The organism is Chlorobium sp. (assembly GCF_021740465.1).
In the GTDB taxonomy this organism is placed as follows: domain Bacteria; phylum Bacteroidota; class Chlorobiia; order Chlorobiales; family Chlorobiaceae; genus Chlorobium.
On record NZ_JAIOZR010000006.1, the window covers coordinates 118,040 to 129,695 of the forward strand.

An 11,656-nucleotide genomic window follows, 5' to 3' on the forward strand; every position below is an offset into this window, starting at 1 on the left:
GGATGCTATTTGATTCCGGCAATAAGGTAGTAGGTTTTCTTTTTAAGGATAATGCGCAGCAGGAACAGGGTAAGGGCGAGAGCGCCCGCTCCGGAAAGAAAAGATATCCAGAGGCTCATGCTTGCGGCATGTGCCGCCACAAGGGCCATAAGAAACGAGAGCAGCGGAACGATAAAGAGCGTTAAGGCGGCTTTCAGTTCGCCATGTTCACGCATCGTGACCTTTACGAAGTCGCCGGCTCCGGCACCAACCGCGTTTTCGGCCAGGACGGTTTCTCTCGGCGAGAGCTGTTTGCCGGCATTGCATGCACCGCAATGCAGCCCTTCAGGGGCATCATCGGTGCAGAGAAGGGCAATTTCAGCCTTTCCGGCATATGATCTCATGACTTTTGCGTACATAAAAAAACATCCCTGATGGATTATCGGCAACGGTAACGATCCGAACCGTTCAACTCTGCAAGACTGAAAAGGAAGCTGAGGGAGACAGGGGAACTGACAGACGGGTTTATCCGGTAACGCTGTCGGTCCCCTCTCTCTTGCAAAGCTTTCTCAGAGTCCGTTGCGTTCGAATATGGTATCGACGCTCGCTCTGAGTTTGCCGAGAATGTTTTCGAAGCTGAACAGTCCGGCGATCTCTTCGGGCGTTACATGCTGAAGGATCTCCTCATCCTGGAGCACAAGATCCCGCAGGTGGATTTTTTTCGACCAGCTCTCCATGGCGTTGCGCTGCACCATCCGGTAGGCATCTTCACGGGTCAATCCTTTTCCGGTAAGGGCGAGCAGCAGGGTCTGCGAGGTTGTCAGGCCGTAGGACGAGTTGAAGTTCTCCTCCATGCGCTCCGGATAGACCAGCAGGGTTTCGAGCGAATCGCTGAAGGTGCGCAGCATGTAGCACACGGCAATGGTGGAGTCGGGCATGATGATGCGCTCTACCGACGAATGCGAGATATCGCGCTCGTGCCACAGCGCCACGTTTTCCATTGCCGCGATGGAGTTCGACCGGACCACGCGGGCCAGACCGGTCAGGCGTTCAAAGGTGATCGGATTGCGTTTGTGAGGCATGGCTGAACTGCCTTTCTGCCCCTTGCTGAAAAACTCTTCGGCTTCGCGTACTTCGGTACGCTGCAGGTGGCGGAGTTCAACCGAGAATTTCTCGATCGAGGAGGCGATTATGGCCAGTGTTGTGGCGAATTCCGCATGCCTGTCGCGCTGCAGTATCTGGGTGGAGATCGAGGATGGTTCCAGTCCGAGCTTCCGGCAGACAGCGGCTTCGATTTTCGGTGAAAGGTGCTGATAGGTGCCTACCGCTCCGGAGATTTTGCCGACAGAGATCGTGACGACGGCTTTTTTCATGCGGTCGAGATTGCGCAGCATCTCCTGGTGCCAGAGCAGCAGTTTAAGGCCGAAGGTGGTCGGCTCGGCATGAATGCCGTGGGTGCGGCCCATTTCAAGAGTGTACTTGAACTCGACGGCGCGTTTGGCAAGCACGGCGACGAGGTTTTCAATATCGGCAAGAATGATTTTACCTGCATCGCGCATCTGCATGGCAAGGCATGTATCCACCACATCCGAGGAGGTGAGTCCTTCGTGGATGTAACGGGACTGGGGACCTACATATCCGGCGACATTGGTGAGAAATGCGATGACGTCGTGCTTGGTTTCCTTTTCGATTTCAAGGATTTCATCCACCTTGAACCTCGCTTTTTCAGTGATGGTCTGCAGTGCCTCTTCGGGCACGAAACCGGCTTCCATCCGGGCTTCCACGGCAGCGATTTCAAGCTGGAGCCAGCGCTGGAATTTTGCTTCTTCGGTCCAGATTGCCGAGATATCTTCAGGTGAGTAACGTGGGATCAACGTCTGAACGGTTTAATGGTTTTCGGGTCTTTCGGCAGCAAAGAGCCCTGAATATACGGTTTAGAAAGAAGAAAACCCAGCTCGTCGCCTTCAGCTGCCGAGTTCGGCATGGAGCTTCCTGACGTAGGCAAGCGCAGCTTCCCGCTCGTAGGGAATGATGCCGTCGATAACGGCATTTTCCATCCGGCTTTTGATGATACCAACCAGTTTGCCTTCGGTGAGTCCCAGTGTTTCCATGATATCGGAACCGCTGATGGGAGGCCTCCAGCTGGCAAGCAGGTCTTTTTCGGCGACTTCGGCGATTTTCTGTTCGACGTTGCCGAAATTCTTCATGATGCGCACCACCTTTCGAGGGTTTTTGCTGGTCACGTCGGCCCTGCAGAGGCTCATGAGGTCTTCAAGATCGGGCCCGGCGTCATACATCAGGCGGCGGATTGCCGAGTCGGTAATTTCCTCCCTGGAGAGCGGAATGGGGCGGTGGTGGAGCTGAACCATTTTCTGCACGTAGTCGAGCGGTTCCTGCGGCCAGCGCATGGACTTGAAGATTTTTGCAACGATCCGTATGCCCACGGCTTCATGGCCGTGAAAGGTCCATCCGGTGGAAGGGTGGAACCGCTTGGTGAGAGGTTTTGCAATATCGTGCAAAAGAGCCGAAATCCTCAGCCAGAGCTTGTCGGAGTGAGCGGCGACATTGTCAACCACCTGAAAAGTGTGGAAGAGTGTGTCCTTGTGACCGAGTCCGTCAACCTGTTCGATGCCGGCCATCGCGGTCACCTCGGGAAGGATATCGCCGAGAATTCCGGTGTCATAAAGCATCCTGAGACCTGCAGATGGCTTCGGGCTCAACATGATTTTAAAGAACTCCTGGCTGATTCTTTCCCTTGAGACAATCCCTATCCTCTCATGCATGGCACTCATGGCCGTGAGCATTGCCGGATCGGGGGTAAAAGCAAGCTGCGCGACAAAGCGCGCCGCGCGCATCATCCTGAGCGGGTCGTCCGAGAATGTCTGTTCCGGGTCGAGCGGCGTTTTCAGTATCCGGCGTTCAAGATCGCCAAGACCGTTGTAGAGATCGACAAGCGTTCCCCGGTTTTCGGCATTGAGGCTTACGGCAAGGGCGTTGATGGTGAAATCCCTTCTTGAAAGATCGTCTTCCAGCGTCCCGATCTCCGTGACCGGTTTTCGGGAATCCGGGTTGTATGATTCTTTACGTGCGCCAACAACCTCCACTTTCAGCGCGCCCGCTTTTTCATCGGTCACTTCAAGCTGCGCGGTCCTGAACCGCTCGAACACGACGAAGTTCCTTGCCGACAGCTCCTTGCGGATGATTTCGGCAAAGGCTACCGGTTCGCCTACCACCATGATATCGATGTCGCTGCACAGCTTTTCAATGAGGATGTCGCGGACATAGCCGCCGACCAGATAACAGGGCAGGTTCAGGCTGTCGGCAAGTTTGCCGATACGGAACAGGACAGCCGGTATATCACGTTCTGTAAATTGCTTCAAGTTCATCTTTTGCCTTTCGGAACATTCAATCGAACAATGCTGCATTACAGGCAATTTCATCGGTTATACGGTCGGCTACCATAACGGCTTTGCGGCCGTCTTTCGAACTCACCGCAACCGGTCTGTCGTTCAGCACTGCGTCGATAAAATGCCGGAGTTCGTCTCGAAGTGCGTTGGTTTTCGGAACATCGGGGGTGATGTAGTCGAGCACCATACCCTGCATGGCCTCCTTTATCTCTCCGAACTGTTCGAGTATTTTCCGGGCGGCATAGGTTTTGACAGGATTTTTCGATGAAGCCTCTGCGGGGTGCACCAGCCGGAATACTTCCGATTTTCCGCTGGTCAGGTCAAGCGACGCATAGCTTTTCGGTTCATTGCAGAAAAACCGCATTTTCCGGAGCCTGCTTCGGCTCAGACGGCTTGCCGTCACGTTGGCCGTGGCGCCGTTCATGAAGTCTATTCTCGCCGTGGCCATGTCGAGCTCGTTGGAAAAAACCCTTACGCCTGAAGCGGCAATGCTTTTGATGTCGGATTTGATGAGCGATAGCACCAGATCGATATCGTGAATCATAAGATCGAGCACCACCGAAACATCGGTCACCCTGAGCGAAAATCCGCTCAGCCGCTCAGCCTGAATGTACATCGGTTCCCCGATATAGGACTCCACTGCGCGGAGTGCGGGATTGAAGCGTTCGATATGGCCTACCTGAATGCGAACCCCGTTCTCCTCTTCGAGCCTGATCAGTTCATCGGCCTCTTCGATTGTCGCCGTTATAGGCTTCTCGATGAAGAGATGCTTTTTTTCGCCGAGCATCTGTCGTGCAATATCGAAATGGGTGCTTGTCGTCGTGGCGATCACGGCGGCATCGCAGTTCGCGGCAAGCTGCTCGATGGAATCGAACTGCCGGACGCCGTATTTGCCGGCTATCTCTTCGGCGCGCAGGCTGTTCCTGTCGAAAACACCTGCCATATCTACATCCGGGGATTCAAGGGCGATATCCGCGAGCAGTTTCGTGTGAAATTCGCCGAGCTTGCCTGTTCCGATAACTCCTATACGCATATCAGTTTTTTTCTCATGCAGAAAAGCCGTTCAGATACGTTCAGGTTCTGCAGCAGGTTTCAGAGCTTCAATTTTATACTTGAACAGGGCGAGTGCAATAAAAGTGCCTATGATGGTAAGCAGGCCGGCTACAATGTAGGGGGCATGAAAATTCATGCCATAAAGAATACTGCCGCTGAACGGCCCCATGATACGGGCGAAGGAGTTTACCGACTGCGAAAGGCCGAGAATCTGCCCCTGCTGCTGCTTGTAGCTGTAGAGCGAGATCATGGAAAGATTGATGGGAGCCACAAGGCTCGTGCCGATAGCAAAACAGAGCAGGATCAGGAGCCCGTAGGAGAACAGCGTGTCCTGGGGGATGAACGGTACGAAAAAAACGCCGGCAAAGGTGAACAGATGACCCCAGAGAAAAAGCCTGTGTTCGCCGAGTTTCTTGATGAGACGTCCGATCAGCCCGCCCTGTACGATGACCGAAAAAAAGCCTACATAGGCGAAAATGTAGCCGATCTGCTGGTCGGATGCGAGGAAATACTCCTTCCAGAGCAGGATGGAGGCCACCTGCATGTTGACGATGGCGAAGGTGAAGATGTAGTTGGCGATCATCAGCAGAGCAAGCGGCTTCGAACTGAAGGTCAGTTTCAGACCGTCGATGTATTCGTCGGCCTTCGCTTTCAGAAAAGAGGAAGAGCCCGCACCCTCGCCCCTGCGGCCGAACATGCTGAGCGCAAGCTTTTCGGCTTTTTTGTTGGATTCCGGCAGAAAGAAAACCGCGAGAATGAAGTCGAGGAATATCAGACCTGAGGCCACATACCCCACCATTTCGATGCCGTAGTTATGTTTGAGCAGCCCGCCGACGAGAGGCCCGATAATGAACCCTACGCCGAACGCGGCGCCGATCATGCCCATGGCGCCCGAGCGGCTTTTACTGTCAGTCACATCGGTAATGTAGGCCTGTGCCGCAGCAATGTTGGCCGATCCGATACCGGAAAGCCCTCTGGCAAAAATCAGAAGCGGAATATTGTCGGCCTGCGAGAAGATCAGGTATGAAAAAGAGGTGATGAAAATGCTGATGAGCATGACGGGACGTCGGCCGATCTTGTCGCTCAGCTTTCCCCAGAGCGGAGAGAAGATGAACTGCATGATGGAGAAAATCGCGGCGATAAGGCCGATCATGAAGGGATTTGCACCGAGGTCTTTGGCATAGGTCGGCAGCAGGGGCAGAACAATGCCGAACCCGATCAGATCGAGCAGAACGGTAAGGAGGAGGATGACCAGTGGCGATTTCTTCATGCATGCATGCTGTTATATTGCGGCACCATCGAACTAAGGCCTCAAAGATAATCAATTCACCCCTTTTCCGGCAGGCTGTAGTGAAAAACAGGGGGTTCAGAGGGTTTATTTTTTTTCGATAAGCCGATCGAGCTGTGCGATTCCCTCCAGCACTCTCGGGCCCGGCCGCAGAAAAAGACTGTTGTCGAATCCGTCGAACACCTTTTTATGCTTTACCGCGCTGATATGGTGCCAGCCGTTTCTCTGCATGACACCCGAAGCGGCAGGGGTATCTTTCGACATGTACATGCAGGCGATGATGTCGGGGTTCTGTTCGATGACCCACTCCTGCGAGATTTCGAAATACTCCTTCCGGACGGCATCGCCGATATTGTGTCCTCCTGCATAGCTGATCAAAGCCGAGGTGTAGCTCTCCCTGCCTCCGGTCCAGAAAGGATCATCCCATATTTCAAGATAGACCAGAGGCTTCTGCCTGCGACGGAGGTTTTTCTCCCTGAATTTGGCAAGGCCTTTTTCAATGACGGCGGCAAGGCTGTCGGCCTGGTGCCGGTGGCCGGTAAGTTTTCCCAGTGTCCTGAGCGCTCCGGGAATATCGTCAGGGTTTTTGCAGACGATCCGTTCGGTACGGATGCCCAGATCCCTGATTTTGCCGCCGTTACGTTCCTCTTCGAGATCGACGTCGATGACGATGTCCGGATGCATGGAGGCCAGCACCTCCATCGACGGCCTGCCGAATGCACCCGCAACCGGAACATCGGCAGCTTCCGCAGGCCAGTCGCACGCCGTGGTGCGTCCAACCAGATGCTCTCCGGCTCCGATAGCGAAGATCATTTCGGTAACGCTTGGCGCGAGGCTCACGATTCGGGGTTTCGTCTCCCGCTGCGCTTCAGCTCCGCTGTCGGCTTTCCTGCAGCCGGCGCACAGAAGGATCGAGAAGAGCAGGAGCAGGGCGGAAACGCCGTTATACCGGGTTACGGGTCGCATACTGTTTCAGGAGTTCGTTGTGATTGAAAGCGAGCGGCATCGAGAGCGCCTCGTCGAGAGTGAACCATCCCGTTTCCTCGACCTCGTCGGGCATCAGGCGGAGGGTTCCATCCGCTGTTCCGAAAAACGCAAGAGCAACGGCATGGAAGTCGTATTGCGGGAAAATTTCATCGGTGTAGCAGAGGAACCGGGGGTTGGAGAATGCGAGGCCGGTCTCTTCGGCTACCTCCCGGATAACGGCGGCAAGAGCGGTTTCGCCCTGGTCGATATGTCCTCCGGGAAGGCACCAGAATCCCCTGAAAGGGCTGACGGCTCTCCGGGTGAGCAGCACCGTCGGGCGGTTTGCCCTGTCCGGCGCGATGATGGCGGCTACCGTGGCTTTTGTCATGGGGATGGCGGTTACATGGACGAAATCTTTTCTGCAGCAGGCAAAATGGCAAAAAAAGATGATTTCCGAATGCTCCCCGCTGCAAAATATTCCGTCTCGATGCATTACACGCTGCTACTTTTTGGCTCTTCAAACCGTTATAGCTGAAAACGGTAACAGAATACGCTTTACTATGGGGCTCAACACCCTGACCTTCAGGCAGTGCATACCGGTTTCGATAGGGGAAGCCTGGGATTTTTTCTCGGCTCCGTCGAATCTTGCAAGGATTACTCCTCCTGAAATGATGTTCAGGATAATCAACGGTGCGGCCGGTCAGCCGATTTACGAGGGGATGCTGATCACCTATACGCTCTATCCCTTCATGATGCTGCCGGTGCAGTGGGAGACCGAAATAACAAAGGTGGAGAGGCCGTTCTTTTTCGAGGACCGGCAGAAATCGGGCCCTTACGAGAGCTGGAGCCACCGACATCAGTTCCGTGAAATTCCGGGAGGCGTCGAGATGAACGACCGGATCGACTATGTCATGCCGATGGGAGCTTTCGGCGATCTGGTCAACGCTCTGATCGTGAGCCGTCGTCTCGACGAGGTGTTCGCGTACAGGAAAAGAAAGGTGGGCGAGATTCTCGGGGTGTTGGCCAAACAGCATTAACCTTGTCATCAATGGAAAGCGGGCTTTTCTTTTTTTCCGTAGCGATCGCTTTTGCCGGAGGGCTTGCCCTGTTTCTCTACGGCATACGGGTGATGAGCGGCGGCCTCAAGAAGGCCGCGGGAAGCCGCATGCGCGATTTCATTGCCCGTATCACCGATAACAGGTTTTCCGGACTGCTTGCCGGAGCCCTTGCCACCATGATGGTGCAGTCGAGCAGCACCATCATGGTCATGCTTGTCGGGCTGGTGCAGTCGCAGCTTATGACCTACCAGCAGGCGCTTTCAATCATTCTGGGTGCGGAAATAGGCACTACGGCGATGGCCCAGCTTATCGCCTTCAGGATTCACGAGTACGGCCTGCCGGTTTTCGCCGCGGGTTTCGCCATCAACCTCCTGAGCCGGCGGGAAGCGCTCCGCAATGCGGGAGAAGCGCTCTACGGATTCGGGCTTTTTCTCTTCGGGATGAGCATTATGTCGGGAGCCGTTGCCCCGCTCCGTTCGTACGGGCCGTTTCTGGAGCTTCTCGGTTACATGGAAAATCCGCTGTACAGCGTGCTTGCCGGTATGCTGCTGACCGGTCTGATACAGAGCAGCGGGGCGTTCATCGTCATTGTGATCACGCTTGCCCAGCAGGGATCGCTTTCGCTTGAAGCGGGTATTCCGCTGCTCCTCGGCTCGAATATCGGCACTTGCATTACGGCTTCGCTTGCAAGTCTCGGCATGGTCCGTTCGGCAAAGCGGGTGGCTCTGGCCCAGGTACTGTTCAACGTGAGTGGAGTGGCTGTTTTTCTTTTTCTGATTCCCTGGTATGCCGATCTCGTGCGCATGCTCTCTCCGGTCGAGGGTGTTCCGGGAACAGTCATTCCCCGCCAGATCGCCAATGCGCATACCCTTTACAATGTGTTCATGGCCGTCATGTTTCTTCCGCTGATTCCGTTCTGGGCGAAGCTGCTGACCCGACTTATTCCCGACAGTCCCGAAGAGACGCGGCGGCAGCCTTCCGTCTGGTACGTCACCGCCACGGCGCTTTCGACCCCTTCACTTGCCCTGAGCTATGCAAGGGCCGAAACCGTACGAATGAACCGTATTCTCGAACGGATGGTCGGAGCTTCGCTGCCGGCCATTACCGGAAGCGGTTCGGCAAGGGACAGCGTTTTTGCGGAACTCTCCCTGATCGGCGGAATCAGAATGCGTGAGGAGAAGATCGATTTTATCGAATCGAAGGTTTCGGACTATCTCATTGCCATCAGCCGGCAGGAGCTCGGAGAACGGGAGTCCCGGGAGGTGTTCGCCCTCATGACTATCGTCAAGGACCAGGAGTCGATAGGCGACAGCATCGAGGCGCTTCTGCAGAAGTTGCCTGAACGAACTTCCAAATCCTCGTCCGCTCTGACGGCCGAAGGCAAGGCGGATCTGAGGGCCCTGCATGCCTTCCTCTGCAGTGAAGTTGCCGGCCTTACCGGTGCCGTGCAGGAGATGAGTGCCGCCAGGGCATCGGCAATCATGCACGGTGCCGACGATTTTCTTGTGCTTGCCGCCGCAGCTGAAGCCCGGCATCTGCAAAGGCTGCGCAGTCTCCCCGAATCCGCCATGACGCACGACCGGCATATGGAGCTGCTGCACGCCTTCGAAGAGATGCATCACTACTGCAAGAGCATAGCCCGCAGCATCATGAATGCGGGAAGTCAGTAGACAGTAGACAGTAGTCAGTAGACAGTAGTCAGTAGACAGTAGTCAGTAGACAGTAGTCAGTAGGCAGTAGGCAGTAGTAGAAGATGTGGGCGGTGAGTGGTGAGTGGTGGGCGGTTAGCTGGAAGTCCGGAGGAGGAAGAGTGTCTGAAGTTATAGCTATACATAGTGCAGGTTTTTTTGCGCTGAACTGTCGTTCAGGCTATTTTTACCGCTAACCGCTAACCGCTAACCGCTAACCGCTAACCGCTAACCGCTAACCGCTAACCGCTAACCGCTAACCGCTAACCGCTAACCGCTAACCGCTAACCGCTAACCGCTAACCGCTAACCGCTAACCGCTAACCGCTAACTGCTAACTGCTTATTCTGTTTGCCTGATATAACGTGATATAGTATAATCTCCATATCATTCATTTGTGGATTGTCAGTAGCCTGATGCAAGCCGAAAAACACCTTTTTGCCACAACCCCGCTCCTCGGCGCGTTCCTCAGAAAGAGGGCGGTGGAGCGTCTGTTTTCGGGCAACAGCCGTGAAGCCGCCCTTGAGCTGGCGGGCGCGGTAGAGGGGGGGCATCCGGAAGCGGATGCGATATTCCGCCGTCTGCTGCTTCTGCAGCACGCCGACGGGCCGGTCATGCACGGCGCCCTGTGGAACTACTGGAAATCGCGTCGCTTCGAAGAGCTGCTGAAGAGGACGCACGCATCCGAAACGCTGCTGCAGGATTTGCTGCGGGCGATTGAGGCCATGCCGGAAACCGACTGGGGCAACGGTATGGCGTTCACGCTCTGGAGTCTTCTGGATCGCGACGACATCGCCGAAAAGATCGAAGCGAAAGGCCGCCATGCGCCCGCGCTCGAGATGGACGCCCTTTTCGGGCTTGCGCGAGGCAATCCGGAGCGCTATCTCGTTCTTGAGGATCCCGATCACTCCATTTTCGAAAAAGCATGGCTTGCCGCGTTCGGCGCCCGGAGGCAGCGGATCAGCACAACAGTCCTGAAGAGTCAGAATCCCCGGCTTGTGGCGGCTTACGACCATGCCGTCAGGGAGGGGCACGACCCGCAACTGGTGATCGAGGCGCTTAAACTCTGCGGCGATCACGACGCGCTGCTCGACAGGCTGCACGGTTTGCCCTTCACCAGTGCGCTCGAGGTTGTCGACTACTGGGAAGAGAGCGGCGGAAGGCCGAAAAACCCCTCCGGAAAAGCCGTCGTCGAGGCTGCGGTCGCCCTCTACCGCGAACTGCCGGGGCTTCTTCCTGAATCACGGCCCTCCCGACCGCCCGGCACGAGGGATATCTTCTCGTTCTGGAAGGAACGGTATCGAACATGCGAGCTGCAGGAGCAGGATCTTTCGAGCCCGGATCCCTTCAGACGGGCCGGAGCGCTCTTTGCCGGAGCGCAGCGGGGATCGGTTCCCCGCAGCAGGCTGCAGGAGATCGCCCGGAACGGCACCTGGCCCGAAAAACTCGCGCTGCACTATCTCGTCGTTGTGCCGGAGGGCGGCTCCCGGCAGGAGCACGTCAGCTGGCTGCGGCTGCAGAACAACATCGTGGCCGATATCCTCGCGACACGCCTGCCCGGTTCGCCGGAAGAGAGCAGCATGCTGATGGACAGGCTGCATACCGGTGCCGGACCGGCAGACCGGTCGGCAGAGCTGCAGCGGAAACTCCTGCAATTGCTCGGGCTCCTCGAGGGGTACTTTCTTCGCGGTCTGATCACCGTCGACGGCAGCGACGACGCTGCGGAAAAAACGGCAGTGGAGGCGGAAGATATGACGGATATGGAGTGGTAAAGCATGATAACCGTTTGACGTAATGGCTCTCGCTTTTGATTTCGGGACATGCAACAGCGTGGTCGCACGCTGGAACGAAGCCCTGCATGCCGTGGAAACTCCCGAACTGCCCAATCTCGGCATCAGGTTTCCGCAGCCGGGATCGGAACCCGCGCGGGTCATTCCCTCCGTCATTCATTTTACGGAAGATAACGGGCTCCTTGCCGGCAGCCAGGTCGGCGCTTCAGGCCTTGTCAACCATCCGGGAACCTTCAGGTGGCTGAAAATGGATATGCTCCGCACCGGCGGGGCCAATCGCGGACGGCGCGTCAACGGCAGGGTTATCTACCCCCGCCATGCGGCGGACGAGCTCGTCGATCGCATCCTGATGTTCGTGCGCGGCTATTTCGGCGACATCGACGAGGAGATCGTGCTGACCGTCCCTGTTGAAGCTTTCGACCACTATA

The 11,656-nt window shown here is 56.0% G+C and carries 11 protein-coding genes and 1 pseudogene; 5 read left to right on the forward strand and 7 right to left on the reverse strand.

Going from position 1 to position 11,656, the window contains the following annotated elements; all coding sequences use genetic code 11:
• Positions 1–5: 5 nt before the first annotated feature.
• From K9G39_RS04585 to K9G39_RS04615, 7 genes are all read right to left on the reverse strand, one after another.
• The gene (locus tag K9G39_RS04585; RefSeq protein WP_292003757.1) at positions 6–383 is read right to left on the reverse strand and encodes a SoxR reducing system RseC family protein; all 378 of its coding nucleotides are present in this window, start codon (positions 381–383) and stop codon (positions 6–8) included.
• A 165-nt stretch (positions 384–548) separates the two neighbouring features.
• A complete protein-coding gene (purB, locus tag K9G39_RS04590) occupies positions 549–1,853 on the reverse strand; it encodes an adenylosuccinate lyase (RefSeq protein ID WP_292003758.1) in 1,305 nt (434 codons plus the stop codon).
• 90 nt (positions 1,854–1,943) lie between these two features.
• Positions 1,944–3,359 carry a CCA tRNA nucleotidyltransferase gene (locus tag K9G39_RS04595; protein ID WP_292003759.1) on the reverse strand — a complete coding sequence of 472 codons (1,416 nt, stop codon included), beginning with the start codon at positions 3,357–3,359 and terminating at the stop codon, positions 1,944–1,946.
• A 25-nt stretch (positions 3,360–3,384) separates the two neighbouring features.
• Complete coding sequence (locus tag K9G39_RS04600; protein WP_292003760.1) at positions 3,385–4,419, reverse strand: Gfo/Idh/MocA family oxidoreductase; 1,035 nt, start codon at positions 4,417–4,419, stop codon at positions 3,385–3,387.
• Positions 4,420–4,449: 30 nt separating this feature from the next.
• The gene (locus tag K9G39_RS04605; RefSeq protein WP_292003761.1) at positions 4,450–5,709 is read right to left on the reverse strand and encodes an MFS transporter; all 1,260 of its coding nucleotides are present in this window, start codon (positions 5,707–5,709) and stop codon (positions 4,450–4,452) included.
• Between the two features lie 105 nt (positions 5,710–5,814).
• Positions 5,815–6,693 carry a cobalamin-binding protein gene (locus K9G39_RS04610; protein ID WP_292003762.1) on the reverse strand — a complete coding sequence of 293 codons (879 nt, stop codon included), beginning with the start codon at positions 6,691–6,693 and terminating at the stop codon, positions 5,815–5,817.
• On the reverse strand, positions 6,671–7,081 hold the full coding sequence (locus tag K9G39_RS04615) for an NUDIX hydrolase (protein WP_292003763.1): 411 nt from the start codon (positions 7,079–7,081) through the stop codon (positions 6,671–6,673). Before K9G39_RS04615 ends, K9G39_RS04610 begins: the two co-directional genes overlap by 23 nt.
• Before the next feature lie 15 nt (positions 7,082–7,096).
• Between K9G39_RS04615 and K9G39_RS04620 the strand changes: the two genes are divergently transcribed.
• The 5 genes and pseudogenes from K9G39_RS04620 to K9G39_RS04640 all read left to right on the forward strand — a co-directional run.
• Positions 7,097–7,228 (forward strand): hypothetical protein, encoded by a 132-nt coding sequence (locus K9G39_RS04620; RefSeq protein WP_292003764.1) that lies wholly within the window; start codon positions 7,097–7,099, stop codon positions 7,226–7,228.
• A 25-nt stretch (positions 7,229–7,253) separates the two neighbouring features.
• Positions 7,254–7,730, forward strand: coding sequence for an SRPBCC family protein (locus tag K9G39_RS04625; RefSeq protein WP_292003765.1), 477 nt, complete (start codon positions 7,254–7,256; stop codon positions 7,728–7,730).
• A gap of 11 nt (positions 7,731–7,741) precedes the next feature.
• Positions 7,742–9,421 (forward strand): Na/Pi cotransporter family protein, encoded by a 1,680-nt coding sequence (locus K9G39_RS04630; protein ID WP_292003770.1) that lies wholly within the window; start codon positions 7,742–7,744, stop codon positions 9,419–9,421.
• Positions 9,422–9,854: 433 nt separating this feature from the next.
• On the forward strand, positions 9,855–11,210 hold the full coding sequence (locus K9G39_RS04635) for a hypothetical protein (protein WP_292003766.1): 1,356 nt from the start codon (positions 9,855–9,857) through the stop codon (positions 11,208–11,210).
• 22 nt (positions 11,211–11,232) lie between these two features.
• Positions 11,233–11,656, forward strand: a pseudogene (locus K9G39_RS04640) (Hsp70 family protein); the annotation flags it as partial.

Bases quoted from the DNA above. Each gene is read 5' to 3' on its own strand.
- K9G39_RS04585 (WP_292003757.1), bottom strand. From the start codon at position 383: ATGAGATCATATGCCGGAAAGGCTGAAATTGCCCTTCTCTGCACCGAT.
- K9G39_RS04600 (WP_292003760.1), bottom strand. From the start codon at position 4,419: ATGCGTATAGGAGTTATCGGAACAGGCAAGCTCGGCGAATTTCACACG.
- K9G39_RS04605 (WP_292003761.1), bottom strand. From the start codon at position 5,709: ATGAAGAAATCGCCACTGGTCATCCTCCTCCTTACCGTTCTGCTCGAT.
- K9G39_RS04610 (WP_292003762.1), bottom strand. From the start codon at position 6,693: ATGCGACCCGTAACCCGGTATAACGGCGTTTCCGCCCTGCTCCTGCTC.
- K9G39_RS04615 (WP_292003763.1), bottom strand. From the start codon at position 7,081: ATGACAAAAGCCACGGTAGCCGCCATCATCGCGCCGGACAGGGCAAAC.
- K9G39_RS04620 (WP_292003764.1), top strand. From the start codon at position 7,097: ATGGACGAAATCTTTTCTGCAGCAGGCAAAATGGCAAAAAAAGATGAT.
- K9G39_RS04625 (WP_292003765.1), top strand. From the start codon at position 7,254: ATGGGGCTCAACACCCTGACCTTCAGGCAGTGCATACCGGTTTCGATA.
- K9G39_RS04630 (WP_292003770.1), top strand. From the start codon at position 7,742: ATGGAAAGCGGGCTTTTCTTTTTTTCCGTAGCGATCGCTTTTGCCGGA.
- K9G39_RS04635 (WP_292003766.1), top strand. From the start codon at position 9,855: ATGCAAGCCGAAAAACACCTTTTTGCCACAACCCCGCTCCTCGGCGCG.